19 protein-coding genes and 3 pseudogenes are annotated in these 19864 nt (G+C 55.1%); 14 read left to right on the forward strand and 8 right to left on the reverse strand.

Features of this window, described 5'->3' with window-relative positions; translation table 11 throughout:
• Positions 1-556 (reverse strand): aminotransferase class III-fold pyridoxal phosphate-dependent enzyme (locus K6T64_RS14060; RefSeq protein ID WP_288010740.1); only part of this gene is annotated, 556 nt, incomplete at its 3' end.
• Positions 557-711: 155 nt separating this feature from the next.
• On the opposite strand from K6T64_RS14060, the gene K6T64_RS14065 reads away from it, so the two are divergent.
• Entirely contained in the window at positions 712-954 is a 243-nt protein-coding gene (locus tag K6T64_RS14065; protein ID WP_133121217.1) for a hypothetical protein, read from the forward strand.
• Between the two features lie 86 nt (positions 955-1040).
• Here K6T64_RS14065 and acsA read toward each other — a convergent pair whose 3' ends face one another.
• Positions 1041-2771 (reverse strand): acetate--CoA ligase, encoded by a 1731-nt coding sequence (acsA, locus tag K6T64_RS14070; RefSeq protein WP_100667110.1) that lies wholly within the window; start codon positions 2769-2771, stop codon positions 1041-1043.
• Positions 2772-2970: 199 nt separating this feature from the next.
• Here acsA and K6T64_RS14075 point away from each other — a divergent pair, with 199 nt between their 5' ends.
• Genes K6T64_RS14075 through K6T64_RS14085 form a run of 3 tightly spaced genes read left to right on the forward strand, consistent with a single transcriptional unit; the run spans position 2971 to position 5469 of the window.
• Complete coding sequence (locus tag K6T64_RS14075) at positions 2971-3639, forward strand: GNAT family N-acetyltransferase (protein ID WP_288010741.1); 669 nt, start codon at positions 2971-2973, stop codon at positions 3637-3639.
• A gap of 13 nt (positions 3640-3652) precedes the next feature.
• On the forward strand, positions 3653-4297 hold the full coding sequence (locus K6T64_RS14080) for an acetoin utilization AcuB family protein (RefSeq protein WP_100667108.1): 645 nt from the start codon (positions 3653-3655) through the stop codon (positions 4295-4297).
• Positions 4294-5469, forward strand: coding sequence for an acetoin utilization protein AcuC (locus K6T64_RS14085; protein ID WP_288010742.1), 1176 nt, complete (start codon positions 4294-4296; stop codon positions 5467-5469). The genes K6T64_RS14080 and K6T64_RS14085 overlap by 4 nt, the downstream gene beginning before the upstream one ends.
• Before the next feature lie 96 nt (positions 5470-5565).
• On the opposite strand, the gene K6T64_RS14090 is transcribed toward K6T64_RS14085, so the two are convergent.
• Entirely contained in the window at positions 5566-6663 is a 1098-nt protein-coding gene (locus tag K6T64_RS14090; protein WP_288010743.1) for a bifunctional 3-deoxy-7-phosphoheptulonate synthase/chorismate mutase, read from the reverse strand.
• Positions 6664-6691: 28 nt separating this feature from the next.
• Positions 6692-7828 (reverse strand): histidinol-phosphate transaminase, encoded by a 1137-nt coding sequence (gene hisC, locus K6T64_RS14095; RefSeq protein WP_288010744.1) that lies wholly within the window; start codon positions 7826-7828, stop codon positions 6692-6694.
• Positions 7829-8237: 409 nt separating this feature from the next.
• Between hisC and ilvA the strand changes: the two genes are divergently transcribed.
• Complete coding sequence (gene ilvA, locus K6T64_RS14100; protein WP_288010745.1) at positions 8238-9443, forward strand: threonine ammonia-lyase; 1206 nt, start codon at positions 8238-8240, stop codon at positions 9441-9443.
• 154 nt (positions 9444-9597) lie between these two features.
• A complete protein-coding gene (locus K6T64_RS17045; RefSeq protein ID WP_483306151.1) occupies positions 9598-10500 on the forward strand; it encodes a lytic transglycosylase domain-containing protein in 903 nt (300 codons plus the stop codon).
• Between the two features lie 53 nt (positions 10501-10553).
• On the opposite strand, the gene cax is transcribed toward K6T64_RS17045, so the two are convergent.
• From cax to K6T64_RS14125, 4 genes and pseudogenes are all read right to left on the reverse strand, one after another.
• The gene (gene cax / locus K6T64_RS14110) at positions 10554-11597 is read right to left on the reverse strand and encodes a calcium/proton exchanger (RefSeq protein WP_100667103.1); all 1044 of its coding nucleotides are present in this window, start codon (positions 11595-11597) and stop codon (positions 10554-10556) included.
• Between the two features lie 194 nt (positions 11598-11791).
• A pseudogene (locus K6T64_RS14115) lies at positions 11792-12034 on the reverse strand (transposase domain-containing protein); the annotation flags it as partial.
• Between the two features lie 3 nt (positions 12035-12037).
• Positions 12038-12208: pseudogene (locus K6T64_RS14120) on the reverse strand (IS66 family transposase); the annotation flags it as partial.
• A 515-nt stretch (positions 12209-12723) separates the two neighbouring features.
• On the reverse strand, positions 12724-14538 hold the full coding sequence (locus K6T64_RS14125; RefSeq protein ID WP_288010746.1) for a helix-turn-helix domain-containing protein: 1815 nt from the start codon (positions 14536-14538) through the stop codon (positions 12724-12726).
• A 168-nt stretch (positions 14539-14706) separates the two neighbouring features.
• On the opposite strand from K6T64_RS14125, the gene K6T64_RS14130 reads away from it, so the two are divergent.
• The 8 genes and pseudogenes from K6T64_RS14130 (at position 14707) to K6T64_RS14155 (ending at position 19799) form a co-directional block, all read left to right on the forward strand.
• Entirely contained in the window at positions 14707-15546 is an 840-nt protein-coding gene (locus K6T64_RS14130) for an alpha/beta fold hydrolase (protein ID WP_288010747.1), read from the forward strand.
• A gap of 28 nt (positions 15547-15574) precedes the next feature.
• Positions 15575-16753 carry an acyl-CoA dehydrogenase family protein gene (locus K6T64_RS14135; RefSeq protein ID WP_288010748.1) on the forward strand — a complete coding sequence of 393 codons (1179 nt, stop codon included), beginning with the start codon at positions 15575-15577 and terminating at the stop codon, positions 16751-16753.
• A 42-nt stretch (positions 16754-16795) separates the two neighbouring features.
• Complete coding sequence (locus K6T64_RS14140) at positions 16796-17674, forward strand: VOC family protein (protein WP_288010749.1); 879 nt, start codon at positions 16796-16798, stop codon at positions 17672-17674.
• A gap of 301 nt (positions 17675-17975) precedes the next feature.
• A pseudogene (gene tnpA / locus K6T64_RS17050) lies at positions 17976-18197 on the forward strand (IS66 family insertion sequence element accessory protein TnpA); the annotation flags it as partial.
• Positions 18169-18354, forward strand: a complete 186-nt coding sequence (gene tnpB / locus K6T64_RS16915; RefSeq protein ID WP_353737822.1) for an IS66 family insertion sequence element accessory protein TnpB — start codon at positions 18169-18171, stop codon at positions 18352-18354. The pseudogene tnpA and the gene tnpB, both read left to right, overlap by 29 nt.
• A gap of 285 nt (positions 18355-18639) precedes the next feature.
• On the forward strand, positions 18640-18870 hold the full coding sequence (locus K6T64_RS14145; protein WP_288010750.1) for a hypothetical protein: 231 nt from the start codon (positions 18640-18642) through the stop codon (positions 18868-18870).
• Between the two features lie 44 nt (positions 18871-18914).
• Positions 18915-19484 (forward strand): IS3 family transposase, encoded by a 570-nt coding sequence (locus tag K6T64_RS14150; RefSeq protein ID WP_288010751.1) that lies wholly within the window; start codon positions 18915-18917, stop codon positions 19482-19484.
• Positions 19485-19502: 18 nt separating this feature from the next.
• Complete coding sequence (locus K6T64_RS14155) at positions 19503-19799, forward strand: integrase core domain-containing protein (protein ID WP_288010752.1); 297 nt, start codon at positions 19503-19505, stop codon at positions 19797-19799.
• Positions 19800-19864 lie beyond the last annotated feature (65 nt).

A 19864-nucleotide genomic window follows, 5' to 3' on the forward strand; every position in this document is an offset into this window, starting at 1 on the left:
CCTGGGACACCGCCCTTTTTAGCGCCTCCACATCCCCGAACGGCACCAACGTCACACCGGGAAGCAAAGGATGAAAAGGGGCTCGATACCGCTGCCGGCCGGACACCGAAAGCGCCCCAAAGGTTTTCCCATGAAACCCCCCTTCCGCCGCGACAAACCCCGGACGCCCCGTCACTGCCCGGGCCAATTTTAGAGCCCCTTCCACCGCCTCCGCACCACTGTTACAAAAAAAGCTGTACTGCAAATCCCCGGGAGTCCACCCAGCCAGGGCCTCGGCCAACTCTCCCACCGGACGGCCGGGCATGACTTTCGACGAGAGGGCCATCCGGTCCATCTGCCGGCGCACCGCTTCCAACACCGGGCCCGGACGGTGTCCGAAGGGCAGTGATCCATATCCAGACACGCAGTCTATATAACGCCTCCCGTCCTCGTCATACACGAGACTTCCCTCCCCACGGAGCTCCCCGGCGGACAACCCCATTAAATGGTGCAACTTCGCCATGCCGGGATTGATATACGAATCATACAGGTCCTTTACAGCCACGGGGCTCGCCATCCTCTTCACCTCCACGCCTTTAGCTTCCCCGATGCCAAATTCTTCATGCTCCTCGCCCTTGAGATCGTTCCACAGCCCGGCGTCCGGGTATGAATCGGCGAATCCCGGGGAAAGGTGAAAGCGATGGGACCATCATCCGGAAAGGGGGGCCGGCGGTGAGGTTTTGGCCGGGAAAGAAAAGGCAGAGGTTTACGCCCGCAACGGGATGGCGGCATGACATCATGCCTGAAGAGTTTCCGGAAGGCCCTTACGGAATGGCGGATAATCAGGAGTTTACACTAGGAAAATCCACGCCTTGGGAGGAAGGGCAACGCGTGGTTTCCCGATTCCGGGATGAAAACCCGGCTTTTTCCGACCGCAAGAATCCCGACGACAACGAGATGCCAGACCTGACGTGATGCATCGAAGGATCAGAAAAAAGACGCAGAAGGCCGGGCATGGATCCCGGCCCTCTGCGTCTTTTTACAACGGCGGCATTCCCCAATCAGTCTTCCATCGTCGAGAGGTCTCCGGTGGGCAGACCCAGCTCCCACGCCTTCAGCACCCGGCGCATGATCTTTCCGCTCCGGGTCTTGGGAAGTTTGTCCCGGAACTCGATTTCCCTCGGCGCCGCGTGAGCAGCCAGGCCATTTTTCACAAAGTCCCGGATTTCCTGCTTGAGTTCCTCGGAGGGCTCATATCCCTGGCGCAGCGCGATAAACGCCTTGATGATCTCACCCCGCACAGGATCGGGTTTCCCGATCACCCCGGCTTCCGCCACCGCAGGGTGTTCCACCAATTTGCTCTCTACTTCAAAGGGACCGACCCGCTCCCCGGAGGTGTTGATCACATCGTCGACCCGCCCCTGGAACCAAAAATATCCGTCTTCATCCCGGTAAGCCGAATCCCCCGAGATGTACCAGCCTTCTAAGCGAAAATACTCCTGATACTTCGCCGGGTTATTCCAGATCGCCCGCATCATGGAGGGCCATCCCCGGCGAATGGCCAAGTTCCCCATCTGGTACGGAGGGAGTTCCCGACCTTCGTCATCCACAATGGCCGCGTCGATTCCCGGAAACGGTTTGCCCATCGATCCCGGCTTTATATCCATGCACGGATAGTTACAGATCAATTGAGCCCCCGTTTCGGTCATCCACCAGGTGTCGTGAATCCGGCGGCCATAGACCTTCAATCCCCACCTGACGACCTCGGGGTTCAGCGGCTCACCCACAGACAGAATGTGACGCACCGACGACAGATCGTACTGCCGGACCAACTCCTCCCCCGCTCCCATGAGCATGCGCAAAGCGGTGGGGGCCGTGTACCACACCGTCACCCGATGATCTTGAAGAGTTTTATACCAATCTTCTTGACTGAACCGACCCCCTCGCACCACGTTGGTCACGCCGTTGAGCCACGGGGCGAAAATCCCATACGAGGTTCCGGTCACCCACCCAGGGTCCGCCGTACACCAATAGATGTCCTCGGGGTGCAGATCGAGAACCCACAGTCCCGTGATATAGTGTTGAATCATCGCATTATGGACGTGGAGCACACCCTTTGGTTTACCCGTGGAACCGGACGTATAGTGAAGAACTAACCCGTCCTCCCGGTCCACCCACTCGATGGCCAGTTCCTGGGAAGCCTCCTCCATCAGCGCTTCAAACGATTGCTCCTTGGGACCCGGGGTCCCCGTGAGTCCTTGCACCACCACGTGCTCGAGGTGAGACAGATCTTGAATCGGAATCCGACCTTTTAAACGTTCGTTCGTAACCACCACTTTTGCCTGACTGTCCTGCAGGCGATCCCGAACCGCCGCTTCCATAAAGGCCTCGAACAGCGGACCGACAATCGCCCCCACCTTCAATGCCCCGAGAAAAGCCACATAGAGCTCAGGGCTTCGCGACATGAAAATAAACACCCGATCGCCCTTTTTAACCCCAAGCTTTCGGAGGGCATTGCCAAACCGGTTGGACAAATCCCTCAGCTGGCGAAAGGTGTAGGATTCGTTTCGCTGGGCATCACTGTACAAAAGCGCCACTTTGTCGCCTCGTCCCTCGTCGACGTGGCGATCGATGCATTCGTAAGCGGCATTCACCTTTCCCGTCCGGTGCCACGTGAACCGGGGTTCTACGTCTTCCCATCGAAATGTGCGCCGGGCTTCTTCGTAGTCTTTGAGATTAAAATTACCTTTAACTACCGGGATGCGTTCGTTGTGATCCAAAGGTTTATCCATGCCGCTCTCCCCCAATTCAGCAAAAATCAAGCATTAATCCACACAATGTTAATTTTAGCACGAGGTATTTCTCAGTCGCAACTCGAAACATTGTCGTCTTTTCATAGAATGTTTTCGGTTCCTTCTTTTGGCCCCCTTTAGCTCCTTTAGCGGTTCAAGTATAATGGCGACAAAGTCCGACGACGATGGAGGTCCCCCGATGGCCGAGTCCCAGAACCGCACCGGCGGTGCGGTTGATCCTCATCAATCGAAGCAGTATCACAGCAAAGTGATCCCCGGAAAAGACGGCGATCTCATCGTCGAAGGTCCAGTGCCGGCGCCGACGCTTCGATCCTTAGTATTTCACCAGGGGCTCAAAGCTTTTCGCCCGGCGGATCGCCAGCAACAAGCTTTGATTCGGATTGCCGAACTGCCTGAAGGCCGGATCATCGCGGCCCGCCGATCCCAACTCGTCGTGGGCTATGTCACCTTTCTTTACCCTGATCCTTTGGAACGATGGGCAGAGGGGAATATGGGCGATTTGTTGGAGTTGGGCGCCGTGGAAGTCGCCGCCCCTTATCGCCACTCCGGATTGGCCAAAGCCCTCCTTGAGGTGGCCTTCCGGGACCCAGCTATGGAAAACTACATCGTCATTTCCACTGAATACTACTGGCATTGGGATTTAGAAGAAACCGGTTTAGACATCTGGGAGTATCGAGACGTGATGAAGAAAGTCATGGGGAGCGCCGGCATGGAGGTGTACCCCACCGATGATCCAGAGATTGCGGCCCATCCCGCCAATATGCTCATGGCGCGGATCGGGAATCGGGTACCCCCGGAGTCGGTAGAAAGATTTCACCGCCTGCGCTTTACCCTGCCACCCCAATAAGGAGAGATGTTCGATGCTTGTCGAGCAGATCATGACCCGGAACGTCGTGACGGTCACCCCGGAAACGGCCCTGACCGATGCCTTGCAACTCACACGGCTTCGGCGCATCCGCCACCTTCCGGTTGTAGAAAACGAGCGACTCGTCGGCATCGTGTCCGACCGGGACATGCGGGACGTTTGCCCTTCCGTTCTCGACCCGGATTGGGAAGCAAAAGTTCAGGGCCTTCGCATTGAACACTGTATGAAGCGAGACGTCGTCACCGTAGAGCCCTGGAATTTTATCGAAGACGCCGCCGCCGAAATGTATCGTCGAAAAGTGAGCTGCCTTCCGGTTCTCGATCAGGACCGCGTCGTGGGCATTCTTACGGAAAGGGACATTTTGCACACCCTGCTCGGCATGATGGGCGTGTTGGAACCCTCCAGCCGCATCGAGGTGGAACTGCCCAATCGCCCGGGCGGGCTCGCCGATGTGGCCGACATTCTTCGGGCCAGGCGGATCAATGCCTCTTCGGTCCTGATATTTCCCGGGAAAACTCCCGATACCCGCCATCTCGTGCTCCGGGTACAAACGATGGATCCCCGGCGCATCATCGACGACATCAAAGCTGCGGGACATCGGGTGCTGGGACCTTTTTCCGACGGGGGCCGGGGAGAATGAAAGACCGCGCCGTCATCGTCTACAGTCCGGAAGTTCTCCGCTATCGATTCGGCCCCGAGCATCCCTTCGATCCCCTGCGCCTGCGCATGACCTGGGATCTCATGCAGGAATCGGGACTCCTGCGCCCGGAACACGTTCGAGCCCCTCAACCGGCCACCGAGGAGGAACTGGCATTGGTTCACGACCGGCATTACATCGAGGCCGTGAAACGAGCAGGACAGGGCGACGAACCACCCGTGCCGCCGGGTGGGGGAGAACCGTCCTGGGAATCCTTCGGCCTGGGCACCGAGGATACTCCAATTTTTCCGGATATGCACGAAGCATCCGCTTTGATCACCGGGGGGACGCTCATGGCAGCGCGACTGGTGATGGAGGGCAAGGCTGAGCACGCCTTCAGTCTGGCTGGCGGCCTTCACCACGCCCAGCGCCATATGGCGTCTGGGTTTTGTGTGTACAATGACATCGGCGTGGCCATCGCATGGCTAAGAAAGGAATTCGACGCCCGAGTGGCTTATATCGACACGGATGCCCATCACGGAGACGGGGTGCAGTGGCTGTTTTATGACGACCCGGGCGTTCTCACCATCTCTTTTCACGAAACCGGAAAATATCTCTATCCAGGAACTGGAGATATTCATGAACGGGGTACCGGGGCTGGATACGGCTACTCGGTCAACGTGCCCTTGGAGCCGTTCACCGAGGATGACTCCTGGCTCGAACTGCTTCACCAAGCTCTTCCGATTCTGATCAGCCGCTTTGAGCCCGATATTATCATCAGTCAGAACGGCTGCGATGGACATCACCTCGACCCCTTGACCCACCTTTCGGCCACCACCCGCCTCTATCGAGAGATTCCGAAATTGGTCCATCAACTCGCCCACGAGGCATGCGATGGACGCTGGGTGGCGGTGGGTGGAGGAGGATACGAAATTTGGCGAGTCGTACCCCGGGCTTGGACGTTGCTCTGGGCGGAACTCTCCCATCAACCCATTCCAGAAGTGATTCCGGACCGGTGGTTGGAGCGCTGGAGCCCTTATTCTCCGGATCTCCTGCCGGACCGCTTTATCGATGCCCCAGACGCTTTTCCCCCCATCCCCCGCCGGGTGGAAATCGAAAACCGGAACCGCATCACTCTCCGCAGAGCTTTGATGGGAACGCCATTTTATACATAAGTAAGAGCCGCCTTGGCCGGTGGGCACCGGCCAAAGCGGCCCTTTTTTCTCCCCGGGACGATGCCGTCCCCCGATTCTCACCCGGGGAGGCAAGCCTCAGCGCGTTGCCACCCTTTCGGCGACAGGCGGAAGGTACCTCGCTTCCCGCAGGGCGTCCATGAGCTGGCCGAACTGTTCGAGATTGATCTGCTGTTTCGCATCCGATAACGCTACACTGGGCTCGGGATGCACTTCCACCATGATTCCGTCCGCCCCCGCCGCCAGTGCTGCCTTAGCCACAGGTATCATAATGTCCTTCCGGCCGGTGGAATGACTGATATCGACAAAGACCGGCAGATGACTTTCCTGCTTCAGGATCGGCACCGCCGAAATATCCAGGGTATTGCGGGTCGCCTTTTCATAGGTGCGAATGCCCCTCTCGCAAAGAATGATCTGATCGTTCCCCCGGGACATGATGTACTCCGCCGCAAACAACAGCTCCTCGATGGTCGCGGAAAGCCCCCGCTTGAGCAGAACTGGCGTCCGCACGGACCCCGCCGCCTTCAAGAGCTCGAAATTCTGCATATTACGAGCCCCGATCTGGATGATGTCCACATATTGCGTGGCCATCTCAATGTCAGCCGGATTGACGATCTCGCTGACCGCCACCATGCCGTACTTGTCGGCAGTTTCCCGCAACATCACCAACCCTTCACGGCCGAGTCCCTGAAAATCATACGGGGACGTCCGGGGCTTGTAGGCTCCGCCCCGCATTACGACAATACCCTGAGCCCGCAGGCCCTGGCCCACCGTCTCCATCTGCTCCCGGGTCTCCACGGAACAAGGCCCCGCCACCACGATGGGGTGGCCGTCGCCGATGCGGACACCCTTGACTTCCACCACGGTGTCTTCCGCCCGGCGCTTCCGGCTCACCAACAAGTGCATCTTCTCTTCTTCCTGCAATTGCAGGGACGCTTGGAAAATCTGTTTAAACAAGTGCCGAATGGTGCTGTCGTCGAAGGGACCGGGGTTGGCCGCCACAATGCGGTCCAACATCTCCTTTTCCCGCAACGGATCAAACCGCTGAACTCCTTGGGCCTGTTTCACCCGACCAATCCGCTGCACGATGTCCGCCCGCCGACTGAGGAGCCGCAGCAGGTCCATATTGATCTCGTCCAACTGCGTCCGCAGCTGTTCCATGGTTTCTCCTTTCATCGCCAGTACCCTCCTCGCGATCTTCGGTTTAATCCGCCAACCCCGCCGGGCGGGCGTCCCAAGTCCGAAAAACTTCGGCCATCTCTTCCAGAAGCCGGGCGTTTTCCGCCTCGGTTCCAATGCTAATCCGCAGATACCGCGGCAACCCGAAGGCTGCCCCGTCCCGGACGATCACTCCCCGCCGCAGAAGGCCTTCAAACACCGCGGTGGACGAATGCGGGACCTCAACGAGGATGAAATTCGCCTCGGTGGGAACACATCGGCATCCCAGAGCTTCCAGCCCTTCATACAACTGCCGCTTCCCCGCCCGGTTGACTTCGAAGCTTTTCCGGCGGTGCTCCTCATCCCCGAGGGCCGCAACCGCCGCCGCCTGAGCCACGGCATTGACGTTGAAAGGTTCCCGCACCCGATTGATCAACTGGATAACGTCCGGATCGGCCAGGGCGTATCCCACACGCAGGGCCGCCAAGGCGTACAACTTGCTAAAAGTGCGGAGGACCACCACATGGGCCCCTTCCCGAATGAGAGACAACCCCCGACCGTAATCTTCCGCCTCGACGTACTCGTGGTACGCCTCATCGAGGACCACCAGCACGTGCTCCGGAACCCGGCGAACCAAATCCGTCAAAGCTTTCTCCGGAATGTACGTGCCCGTCGGGTTGTTCGGCGTGCACAAATACATCAGCTTGGTCCTCGGCGTCACCGCCTTGAGAATGCGTTCGGGATCGTACTGAAAGCTTTCGTCGAGGGAAACCGGAACCGTCCTGCCTGCCATCACCTGGGTGGCGAACCAATACTCCGAAAAGGACGGCGACGGCACGATGACTTCATCCCCGGGCTCTACAAAGGACTCTGCAATCAACTTAATCAGCTCATCTGAACCGTTGCCCACAAGGACCCCCGCCTCAGGCACCCCGTGGTACTCGGCGAGGGCCCGGCGCAATATCACGGCTCCTCCGTCCGGGTAGCGGTGTAGATTGGCTGCAGCCTTAACCAGCACTTCCTGAACCTTCGGAGACGGCCCGAGGGGGTTCTCGTTGGACGCCAGCTTCACCACATCTTTCAAGCCAAACTCTCGCTGGACCTCTTCAATCGGTTTCCCCGGTACGTAAGGCTCAATGCCCATAATGGCGGGCCGCGCCCGGGATCCGATGATTCCGGCCATCTCCTTCACTCCTTCCACCCTGGGTCATGCTGAACCTTCGCCGCAACTTTGATAAAATGAAAAAGGAGCCGCACCCCAAGGGGCGAAGCACGGCTCCGCGGTACCACCCTAGTTGACGGCACAGTCGCCGTCCACTCACGCGCCCCAAAAAAAGGACGCCGTCCAATAACGAGGACGCTCCGGTCCGAACTACTCGGCCCCACGGGCCTTTCCCCCGGACGGCCCAGGAGTGAACTTCAGCGGCGTTTCCCCGGGAACGCTTCCAGTCTCAGGCGCTCCCTCCCTGTGGGTTCTCGACGCCTACTCTCTCCTGCATCGCCATCAGCCTTCTACTTGGCGAGCATTATAACATAGACCGCAGTGAGCGGCAATAGGAAAAAGGTTGATTTTCTCGCTGGGAGGGGTTCGAATGCTCAGCTTGTCCGACATCCAGGAGGCCCGGCAAACCCTTGGGGACATCGCCCGGAAGACGCCGCTGCATCTGACACACACCTTTAGCCGTCTGGCAGGGTGCGAGGTGTGGCTGAAGCTTGAAAATCTCCAAAAGACTGGATCCTTCAAAATCCGCGGATCGTACAACAAAATCCGTCGTCTGTCTGAAGACGCGAAAAAACATGGGGTAATCGCCGCATCGGCGGGAAACCACGCCCAGGGGGTAGCCTATGCCGCTGCCCGGGCGGGGATTCCCAGCACCGTGGTGATGCCCGAAGGTGCCGCTCTTTCCAAGATCAAAGCTACCACCGATTACGGCGCCCGGGTGCTCCTGCACGGCGCGGATTATGACGCCGCCCAGACTTTCGCCCAACAATACCGGGAGGAAACTGGAGCGGTGTTCGTTCACGCCTTTGACGACCCCGACATCGTGGCGGGTCAGGGAACGGTGGGCTTAGAAATCCTGGAACAATGTCCCGATCTAGAGGCTATTGTCGTTCCCGTAGGCGGTGGAGGGCTCATCGCCGGCATTGCCCTGGCGGCCAAATCCATCAAACCGACGATTCAAATATACGGCGTGGAGGCGGAGGGCGCCGCTTCCATGAAAGCTTCTCTCAAAGCCGGAACACCCGTGGGGCTTTACTCCGCGAACACCCTGGCCGACGGGATTGCCGTGAAAAAACCCGGTCGACTCACCCTCCGAATGGTGCAAGCATACGTGGACGACGTGATCGTCGTAAGCGATGTGGAAATCGCGAGGACAATGTTGCTTTTGCTCGAACGCTACAAACTCTTGGTCGAAGGATCCGGTGCCGCCGCCCCCGCCGCGCTCCTGTTCCACAAACTGCCCTTGGCCGGAAAAAAAGTCGCGGCGGTGGTCAGCGGCGGGAACGTGGACGGCACCGTGCTGAGCCGCATTCTGCAGTACGGCCTGGCCGAAGCTGGACGCTATGTGCGCCTTCAAACGGTGATCCCGGATCGCCCTGGCGCCCTTCAGGGGCTCCTCAGCGTCATCGCGAAACTCCGGGCCAATGTTCTCACGGTGTCTCATCGGAGGATGGGCCCCTCGATTCCCCCGGGGTTCACAGAAGTGGAATTGGAACTGGAGACCCGGGACCCGGATCACGTCGGTCACGTGGAGCGCACCTTACAGGAGAAAGGGTATCAAGTGGTTCTCCGCTGAGAACGACCGGTCTCAGCCTGAAGTAATTCCGCCCGGACAGGCCAGGTGAGGGCCGAGGCGACGGGCCTGGCGTCGAGCAGGAGAATCGCCCCCACCGGACGAATACTGGTTCGACTGTGCCAGCAAAACCGTCTTTCCGGAAGGAGCGATGGCGATGGACCTCATGTCGGAAATTGGCCTGGCTGGAGCCCCCCGAATCCCGACCGACACTCCCTCGCCGCATGGCTCCACCACAGCTCGGCCAACGGGAGCCCACAGTCGCTCGACCTTTAGCGATCATCTAGATCAAGCACTCGGGTTGCGCCCTGGGGCGACGTCTGGAGCTCTGTCCGCACCCCCAAAGGAAGCCGGGAGTACCACAACACCCCAGGCAGTTTCCTCCAATGCCCCGTCCCAAGGTTCCGCCGCGGGGATCAAGGCGTGGCTCGACCTGGTGCGAATCTGGGCCGCAGAGCGGATGGCGGCTCTGCCCGATGCCGGAGGCTCTTCAGATCCAAGCAGCCCTCTGAGCCAAGGAGACAGTTTTGGCGCGGACCTTTTGCCCTTCGTGATCCAAGCCCTCTCGGCCTCTGGATCTTCCACCGGGGCCGGGCCGGTCTTGCCCATGTTGTTCGGTGCCATATCCGAAACCGTAGCTTCCGCCCCGGTGGCGAACGGATCCCCGGCCCCACCCAGCACCGGGCGCTGGGATGCCCTCATCCAGGATGTCGCCGCCCGGCGGGGCCTAGATCCGGCCCTGCTCCGGGCGGTCATGATGGCCGAGAGCGGCGGCAATCCGGCGGCCCGTTCTCCAGCCGGTGCCCTGGGGCTGATGCAACTGATGCCCAGCACGGCCCGGGCTTTGGGGGTCGATCCTCTCGACCCCGCCCAAAACCTGGATGGAGGAGCCCAATACTTGCGAAGCCTTCTGGATCGGTACGGCGGGGACGTGCTGAAGGCGACGGCCGCCTACAACGCCGGGCCCGGAGCCGTGGACCGTTACGGGGGCATCCCTCCATATCAGGAGACCCAGGCCTACGTCCGGCGCATCCAGCAACTGTACGCACGCTATGTATAAAAGCTCTGCCCGCCGTGAGGGTCCGGGTTCTTCCGGGCCCGTTCCCGTCCTTGTTAAATCAGATAAAACCCAATCCCCATAATCACGTAGGCCCCGAGCGCCATTGCCCCCTCCAGCCAATTCGATTTGCCATCCAAGGAGAGGAGGGTAATCAACGCCACCCCGAGAACCATGGCCGCGATCTCTGGCCAGGAGAACACCAAGGTCATCGGATTCCCCACGGCCAGACTGGTGAACACCAACAGCGGGGCGACGAACATTGCAATTTGCAGGCTGCTGCCGATGGCGATCTCCAGGCTCACATCCATCCGGTCCCGCCATGCCATCAATACAGCGGAACTGTGCTCCGCCGCATTGCCGATGATGGCCACCACAATCACCCCGATAAACACGTCCGACCAACCAAAAGCTTTCGATACGTGCTCAATCGTTCCCACCAATATCTCACTTTCATAGGCCACAGCCAAAGTGGCGACCACCAGCACCCCGACGGACCGCGCCATGCCCCAAGGAGCTTCTTCATCTGGTAGATCTTGGGCGTAGTTAAAAATGTTCCGGTGGGTAAATAGGCTGAAAAATAGACCTAACAGGTAAAGCACCCAAGTGATGGCCGCCACTCCAACGCTCAGTTCCACCCCAATTGCTGGCCGCTGTAGGGTGAAAATAGCAGGAATGACCAAAGCGATGACCACGCCGATCAGCATCATGGAGGCATTGGTCCCCGCGGCCAGGCGGTTAAAGGTCTGGATGGGATATCGGATGCCTCCGATCAAAAAGCTCAGCCCCGCCACCAGGAGCAAATTGCCGAGGATAGATCCGGTAAGAGAAGCCTGCACCACCTGAACCAGACCTTGCCGAATCGCAAAAAAGCCGATGATTAGCTCCACGGCATTCCCAAAGGTGGCGTTCAAAAGCCCCCCGATGCGAGGCCCACTGAGAATTGCAATGCTCTCTGTCGCCTGTCCCATGAGTCCGGCCAGGGGAATAATGGCGAGACATGCCAGCCAAAACAACAAGATCTCAGACCAATGCAACCACTCGCCGATCACCGTCAAGGGCAGAGAAATGACCAATAGCCACACCATCCACCGACTCAATAACCCATCTCCTCCTCCCGCTTTCATCTCTCCGTCATGGTACCACGTTCCGCTGTACGCCTGCAAAAGAAAAGGGCCAAGCGGTTCATCAAGATTGTAAACGTCTAACGAGGCCAGTGGCTGTAGGCTTTTTTGGACACGCCAAATAGACCCCACCCGACTCAGGTGATGGGGCTTGCTCTTCAGTTCGGTGTCTACGTGGCGCCGGATGGCCGATGGCGGACAGAGTCCGGCAGATCGAGCGACCAAGGCAACAGTCTATCCAAGACACTGGTATCGTTGATGTCCACGTTTGGCAGCTGCTCAAACAGGTATCGAAGATATTCGTAGAGATTCAGCCCGTTTTCCTTGGCGGTCTCCACCGTCGCGCTGGCCTTCGCCCCTTTCGGGGTATTGGCGAATAACCAGTTCTTTCGACCGATCACAAACAGCTTCAGCTACTATTCCCACCGACCCGGCTTTTTCACCCGGCGCACCGTCACCGTTTCCACCGTCGGCTCCGGTGGGGGCGTCTGCGCCTCCACTTCGGCCTCGTTAAATAGTTCCAACTGCTCGGAGGTCGTCTTGGAGCGCTCGCTGGAGGCGGCAAACCGGCGGCGTTGACTCAGGCGAAACTGTTCCTCTTACTAGGCCACCTTGGCCGCCAATTCGGCATTTTCCTGCTCTACGCGCTGGAGTTGACGCTGCCCACCAGCCGACGGTGGGCCTCCTTGCCCACCTCCTCTTCTCGGCCAAAGGACCAGAGGACTTGAGCCCAAGGCTTACGAGACTCCGGATCACGGAGATTATGGGCCAACTGTACATAACGGACGACAGATCCGTCTTTGTTTTTACGCTGGACGGTTCGGATATACATGCTCACACAACACGACGGACAGCCAATAAATCCTGCAACGACAATAAAATCGTGTGCCTACGGAATTTTATTTCTACTCCACAGGACTGAAAAACGACATCGTTGTAGGCCCCGTCTCTCGCTGTGTGCTCAAAACCTGTCGAACTCGGGTTTATCCAAACGACCCGAAAAAGACAGTAAACATAACACTACATTCACGCATCGCCCCTTGCTACTCTAGGTCGCCAGAAACACAAGACGAATTACTTTTTTGTTCGCAAAAAACCGCTCTCATTTCAATGTAAGCTCGCCTGTTACAATGAGCGCTTCAATCAACAGCAACAGATAAGAAGCGACAGAAAAGTTTTTCAAATCTTTTTGCAGTATTTCCTCAATTTTTCGGATGCGGTACTGCACCCCGCCGATGGACAGGGAGAGACTCTGCATTGTTTTTTCAAGTCTTCCCCCATTGACAAGGTAAATATACAACGTTTGCAGCAGTTCTTTGTTTTTTTCATCCTCATCCAATAATCTGCCCAGTTCTTTTCTGGCGGTTTCCTTCAAGTGCTGAATATCGGTTCCTTGTAGCAATGCGCCCAACAATCCTAATTCTTCAAATCGCACCATCTTCTGCTGGCGCGGCAAATCAAGTGCCTGGCGCGCTTGCTGCAGGGAGCTTTCAAATTGGCGCAAATCTTCATAGGGTTGACTGACGCCGATTTTGTATTGTATATTCGGATTATTCTTCTCCACGTATGCAACTACAAGTTCCATCGTTTTAAGGAATGATTCTTGATTTTTTTCACAACTTATTAAAAACACAATTTTATCCTGATTCTGGGTTAAGAAACCATTTAATGAATAATACTTGAGCGCTTTGGAGAACTGCAGCAGCTGATCATACAAATCCAGCGGTTTTTGATTGTTTTTTCTCGGACAGCATTTCAGTGTTAGGGTGACATACGGACCGTTAAACTTTGGGAAGACATATTTGATGCGGGAGGAAAATTCTTCGATTGTACCGTATTGCTTGTGGATTAACTGGTCCAGGATGGATATTTTCATCCGTTCCGCAGTTTCAAAACGGATTTTTTCATTCAGAAAACATAAAGCGGACGCCTCGGCCAATCTTTCCAAAAATAAATAATCATTTTCATCCACCGCTTGCGTCTGCAAATAAATGAATGAACATTTGGCATAAAGCCTGTTTTCCAAGTAAACCGGTGCGGTCAGTAAGTAGGAGGTTCCAAACCGCTCATAAGTTGTACTGTTATACGTCTTTAGTGTCCGGCCCGTTTTCTTGTTGTCTTTAATCACCTTCTGATAAGTATTTTGGTCAGTGCCGTGCAAAATAATAATATTGTCATTTAAATCTTCAATCGCCACGGGGATTTTTAGAATGTCAAATGCTGTTCTGATGACATGGTCCAAAGTTTTATTCTGGACAATGCAATCCATTAACCGTTTGTGAAAATTGGTGATTTTGTCCAGCAACTGGTTTTTAAAAAACAATTCGTCATACGTCTCTTCCAGTTCATCCAGGATGGTTTGATCGTCGTACATGGCCAAATCGTCGTCCGAGTTTTGCGCCCAGTATTCCCTTGTGTTGACCTCAAAGGAACATTCCGCATCCCCTTTCGCTTGGCAGGTGATTTCCTTGACAAAAATATCGGTTTGAAGTACCGCAGACATATATCCGCTGGCATAACCGCTCAGCACGTAGCAGGAACATTCGTCGGCCGCGCCGTGATGTTCCAGATGCAACTTTGCTTCAAAAGAATCAATCCATTTCCCCTTCGCATTTATAATTTCCAATTGATTATTTTCCAAACAGCGAACCGCCCCCCCGGTTTGCACGGCGGAAACATGCCCCAGTTGAGTATGGATCACCGGCGCCATCTCGATTAAATAATCGATCGACGGGTTGATTTTGATCAGTTCCTTCGCTTTGAACATTCCCAAATCCATGCCGAACCGCATCAAAAATCTTTTTGCTTTCTGTTTCCCCAGATTCTCAAACAACGCTTTGCGCAGCAGCCCGAATGACTGAGCCGTAATCACAATGTTGGAAAGGCCGGGATTGCAAATATGGGCGACTTCGTTCATGACACAACCCTCCTTACATTGAAAGCGTTTACTTTACTATCCATATTATACATGAATGGATACCATAAAAACTACGGAAATTATTATAAGTTTTTAATTAACATTGATACTGCCTTAGGAAAACAAATTTCTTATGCTTTATCCTGAAATCAAAAAAGGAGGTTGACCATGGCGAGCTATACAACGAAGAAAGTAAAGACAGGGAAGTTTAATTCTTTTTATTGCGAAGGAGGGGAAACGAACAAAGATACCATCATCCTGCTGCATGGTTCCGGTCCGGGGGCCAACGGAGAGTCCAACTGGAGCAGGGTGATGCAGGTGCTCGGTGAAAAATTCCATGTCATAGCCCCCGATATGGTCGGTTTCGGCAATACCGATTTGCCGCAAAACACGAAAATGACGTTCTGGGAATGGACCACTGCCCGTGTTGAACAAATTCTGGAAATTATGGACTACAACAAAATTGAAAAAGCGCATTTGATCGGGAACTCCATGGGCGGGTTTGTTTCGTTAAGCGCCCTGCTGTACGATGAAACGAGATTCGATCGGGTTGTGTTAATGGGCAGCGGAGGCGGCGCGCTGAGCGGCGGGCCGACGCCGGAAATCGTGCGCATGACCAACTTTTACAAGGATCCGACCATCCAGGCGTTCCGCAATTTGGTTTCCTGGTTCATGTACGATGAGTCGGTTGTTGCAGAAGATTTTGAAAGAATTGTGCAAACGAGATATGAAATCATGATGAGGCCGGAAGTCCGCAAGTTGTATCCCACATTGTTTCCCGCTATGCCGCAGGAGCTTGTGATTCCTCCCAGCGCCTTAAAACGAATTAAACAGCCGGTATTGCTGATTCACGGATACGAAGACCGGTTTGTGCCCAAGGAAGGCAGCTTGTCCCTGCTTGAGCATATACCGAATGCGGAACTTGTGCTGCTGAAGCAGTGCGGGCATTGGGCGCAGATTGAAAGGTTTGACCGTTTTATTCAATTGGTTGAGCAGTTTTTGTCGTAAAATACTCTCAAGCGAGGGGATGAAGAAAATGGCAGTCAGCGCACAAAGAGTGCAGTACGAACAGTTGTACAAAAGGCTGATGGCAAGCGCGAAAAAAATCGGGCAGCTGGCGGAAAAGGAAGCTTTGGAGGCCGATGAACAATGCACAATATCCGAAAATGTGATCAATCTGATGAAACAGGAACAGATTCACCGCCTGATTATGCCGCCGGAATACGGTTACCCGCAAATTGATTTCACAACCTTCACGGACATGGTAAAAACCGTCGGATATTATAATTTGTCGGCGGCGTGGCTCACTTACTTCTTTTCCCTGCATAATTCCTGGGTTGCCTATTTGCCCAAGCGCGGAAGAGATGAAGTTTATCATAGCGATGGTCTGGTAGCGGATATATTGGCGCCGGTGGGCAGGGTGGAAAAGGTTGAAGGCGGCTATATCCTGAACGGCACATGGCATTATGTAAGCGGAATCAATTATTCGGAATGGTGCGGATTCGGCGCGTTTTACAAACCGGAGAATGAAGAGATGCCCACGTGGTTGGTTTTAAATGTAAACAAAAAGGATTTTAAAATCATCAATGACTGGAATTCGATCGGTTTGCGGGGATCCGGAAGCAACACCGTCATTGTGGAAAATACATTTGTTCCCGAACACCATACGTTTGAATTCGGGAAGCATATTCATGAAGTGCTACCGGATGAAAAGGTCGATTTAAGCTATTTATATTATGATCTGCCCTTTTATGCGGCCTTTTTCGTCGGGTTTCCGGCCATGTCCATCGGTGCCGCGGAACGGGCGCTTGATGAATTTGTCGAAGGCTCCAAAAAGAGATTCCGCATTATTACCAATGAACAGGAAAGCTCCTCGTACCGCAGCCAGCGTGTCGCAGCAGTATTGGCTTTGAAGCTGGCGAAAGCCAAAGGGTTGATGAAAGAATATATCCGCATGCTGGAAAGCGATAAAGGCGGATTGTACGATCCGAGCGTGTACAAAGCATTGCGGGTAGAGATCATCGATGAGTGCGTCGGCATTGCCCAAAAAGCGACCATGTCATTGGGAGCGAAAGCGCTTTTGAAAGGCCATCCCTTGGAAATGATTTTGCGTGATCTGATAACGATCGGAACGCATATCACATCCCTTTATGAAGACGGATTGGAATCATACGGCAAACATTTATTTGGCTATCCGAGCAACGCATTAGGTTAAGACGTCATGCCACGTTCTTGATATTATCAGGAGGTGTCGCTCATGAAGAGAACCGTTCAAAAACTGGCTTATGTGCATGTGTATTCGGAGGACCCTGCACAAACGGCTGATTTTTTCAGGGAATTGTTTGGTTGGGAAGTTGCGGAAGGGCAGAAGGGTCAGTTGAATGTGGCGATGGACCGCTATGCCCATCGTATCAGCATCTACAAGCGGGAACAATCAGGAATCAAAGCGGTCGGCTGGCAAGCGCTGAACAGAAAGGATTTTATGGAAACGGCAAACATTCTGGCAAATGCCGGCGTTCCGTATGTGATGGGAACGGAGGAAGAGTGTCAGGAACGCGGCGTAACCGCTTTCTTGTCCTTTACCGATCCCGCAGGTGTCACCGCGGAAGTATGCTATGCTCCCCATGTTACAAGACCGGGCATCCAATCGGTCGGGCGTCTGGATGTTCTGGATTTGGTGCATGTGACAATTATGTTGCCTCCCGACAAGTATGAGCCGGCGCTGGAGTTTTATCAGGATGTGCTTGGATTTGAAATTTCCGATATCTCCACCATTGGGCCCGGAGCCGTCGCTTTTACCCGCTGCAGTGAAAATCATCATAATCTGGCGTTTGGAGCGATGCCCGTTCCGGAACCAAGTCTGAACCATATTATGTTTGAAGTGGGCAAAATCGAAGACGTCATGAAAACCTATTACAAGGCTATAGATAAAAGAATTAAAATCAAAGGCCCCGGCAGACACGGCAACTGCAGGACCCAGCATGTTTATTTGCAAATTCCGGGACTGGGAGAAACGGATCTGGAAATTGGCTACGGGCATTTAAAAATCCCTGAAGACGGCAAATGGGAAGTAGTCAATTACAAGTTTGATGATTTTGAAGGGTTTACGGCAGGGATTATAAACGCGTGGTTGTAAACTCAGCACACCCGCAAGCGCGTAAGTGAGATTTGCGCCGTTTGCGGGTGTATTTGTTCATGTTGCAGGTCACACCCCGGGCAAGCGTCAAACGACGCCGGTGGCTGTAAGCTATTTTTGGCACGCCAAATAGACCCCACACCCGGCTCAAGTGATGGGGCCTGTTCCAAGCTTGGTGTTTACGTTCCCCGGGTGACCGTCGGTCATCGCCATGACAAGGACCGAATTGCGGAAAACCTGGGCCGACCGCGTTGCCCACTTCGAGGCCAGCGGCCAAAGCGCCGCCTAGTGTGCCGCCCACCACGTTCAACCCCATCAATTGTACTATTGGCGGCGGAAACTGCGAGCCTCGGAGAAGCCCCAGACCCCCAGCACTTCCCTGTTTCCCCAGTGGCTTCCCCTTGAGATCGACGAAACTTCAACGGACGCAGAGGCCTCCGTGGTCATCCGGGTTCACCAAGTCGTCCTGGAAGCCCGGTCCGGCTGTTCTCCCCATGGCTCGCCGACCTCGTGCGGGCCCTGATGTCCCGGTGTTAGAGAATCCCAGACAACGGGTCTATCTGGCCTGCGGAAGTACCGACCTGCGCAAGTCCATCGACGGTCTCTCTGTACTGGTCAAAGAGCAGTTCGAACTGGACCCGTTTTCTCCGTGTCTCTTCGTCTTTTGTAGTGCGACTTGAAAGTCGTCGAGATCCATGTGGTGCGAATCCACCCGTCCAGAACTGCGGACGAGAACCTGCCGTGACGTGGGGCAGTGGCAACGCGGCCTTGCGAGAGCTCACGGAACAATGTAGCCGCGCCAGATAGAGTGAATTCGGGCCGGAGCTAGGTTGCGAAGTGCATGGTGAACATCCGTGAACAAGCGAAACACTCTGATACGCTTGAGCCAAAAGGCATGTAGCCTCTTAAGCCCCGAAATTGGATTGGACAGCCTCCCTAATTTCTGAGACTATGAAGTCAGGAGGTTGTTCAATGGAACGTCTCAGTATAAGGCTGGTCAATCCATGCAGGGCAGCAGTCCAAAAGGAAATGCCACCCACGTGACCCAGCAGGAACATGCCCAGCTCGTCGCCGAGAATCGTGAATTGGACAAGCAGAATGCCCATCTCAAACAGCTGTTGGGCGAAAAGGACCTTGAAATCGCGATTCTGCGTGACCTCCTAAAAAAAGCCAACCCTCACTTGCGGATAAAGTAGCCATCGCGCACAAGTGGATCACAGCCGGGTACAACGCAACTCTCGTGCTGCGCATCGTGGGGGTCTCTCGATCCACTTATTATTACCAGTTGACACATGAGCCCAAGCCGCATACGATGGCTGGCGGCCGTCCCATTCCGGGGTATTCGTTGACCAAGGACAACCGCAAGGTCAGCGATGAGCAGATCAAAGAGTGGCTCATGGAGTCCATCGCCGGAGATGGATATGCATACGGTTACCGGAAGTTGACTCACATGCTCCGACAGGACTACGGGCTCGTGATCAACGAGAAGAAGGTGTATCGTCTGTGCAAGGAATTGGATATCCTGCGTCCGCAGCGGAAAATCCGCCGGAAACACCCGAGGAAACTGGCCCGGAACCGTACCATCACGGCACCCAATCAGCTCTGGGAGGTCGATGTCAAGTACGGATATATCCCTGGAGAGGACCGATTCTTCTTTGTCTTGTCTTACCTCAATGTGTATGATCGCCAAATTGTGGGATACCATATCGGACTCACCTGTGAAGCACGGCATGCCGTGGAGACGTTTCGGGCAGCGTTGTGGAGGCGTCAGATTCTTCAGCGCAATGCTCCACTCCCGATCATCCGTTGAGACAACGGACCTCAGTTTGTGAGCCATTTGTTTGAATCGGAGTGTGAACGCTGGAAGGTCGAACACGAGCGGATACCGCCCAAGACGCCTAACATGCACGCATACATCGAATCCTATCACCGGCTGCTTGAGGATAAGTGTCTGTCCATGTACGAGTTCGAGAGCTACACCGAGGCCTACCGGGCGGTGGAGGAGTTCGTACGCAGGTATAACACCCGCCGGCTGCATTCGAGCCTACACTACCTCTCGCCGGTCGAGTTTTACCGCCGTCATCTGGAAACGGGGTTGCAACCAAGGCGTCCTGTGAAGGTCTGACGTACGCCAGTACGTAGCATGGGCCTTTGCCCTTAATTACCCCTTGCCAGAGGGAGGAGGAGCTG

Source organism: Kyrpidia sp. (genome assembly GCF_023512215.1).
GTDB classification, from domain to species: Bacteria; Bacillota; Bacilli; order Kyrpidiales; family Kyrpidiaceae; genus Kyrpidia; species Kyrpidia spormannii.

Excerpts from the sequence above, each read along its gene's own strand:
- K6T64_RS17045 (WP_483306151.1), top strand. The coding sequence starts at position 9,598 with ATGGACCTCATGTCGGAAATTGGCCTGGCTGGAGCCCCCCGAATCCCG.
- K6T64_RS14085 (WP_288010742.1), top strand. The coding sequence starts at position 4,294 with ATGAAAGACCGCGCCGTCATCGTCTACAGTCCGGAAGTTCTCCGCTAT.
- tnpB (WP_353737822.1), top strand. The coding sequence starts at position 18,169 with ATGGCTCGCCGACCTCGTGCGGGCCCTGATGTCCCGGTGTTAGAGAAT.
- K6T64_RS14090 (WP_288010743.1), bottom strand. The coding sequence starts at position 6,663 with ATGAAAGGAGAAACCATGGAACAGCTGCGGACGCAGTTGGACGAGATC.
- ilvA (WP_288010745.1), top strand. The coding sequence starts at position 8,238 with ATGCTCAGCTTGTCCGACATCCAGGAGGCCCGGCAAACCCTTGGGGAC.
- K6T64_RS14125 (WP_288010746.1), bottom strand. The coding sequence starts at position 14,538 with ATGAACGAAGTCGCCCATATTTGCAATCCCGGCCTTTCCAACATTGTG.
- K6T64_RS14135 (WP_288010748.1), top strand. The coding sequence starts at position 15,575 with ATGGCAGTCAGCGCACAAAGAGTGCAGTACGAACAGTTGTACAAAAGG.
- K6T64_RS14080 (WP_100667108.1), top strand. The coding sequence starts at position 3,653 with ATGCTTGTCGAGCAGATCATGACCCGGAACGTCGTGACGGTCACCCCG.
- hisC (WP_288010744.1), bottom strand. The coding sequence starts at position 7,828 with ATGGCCGGAATCATCGGATCCCGGGCGCGGCCCGCCATTATGGGCATT.
- K6T64_RS14075 (WP_288010741.1), top strand. The coding sequence starts at position 2,971 with ATGGCCGAGTCCCAGAACCGCACCGGCGGTGCGGTTGATCCTCATCAA.
- acsA (WP_100667110.1), bottom strand. The coding sequence starts at position 2,771 with ATGGATAAACCTTTGGATCACAACGAACGCATCCCGGTAGTTAAAGGT.
- K6T64_RS14140 (WP_288010749.1), top strand. The coding sequence starts at position 16,796 with ATGAAGAGAACCGTTCAAAAACTGGCTTATGTGCATGTGTATTCGGAG.
- K6T64_RS14130 (WP_288010747.1), top strand. The coding sequence starts at position 14,707 with ATGGCGAGCTATACAACGAAGAAAGTAAAGACAGGGAAGTTTAATTCT.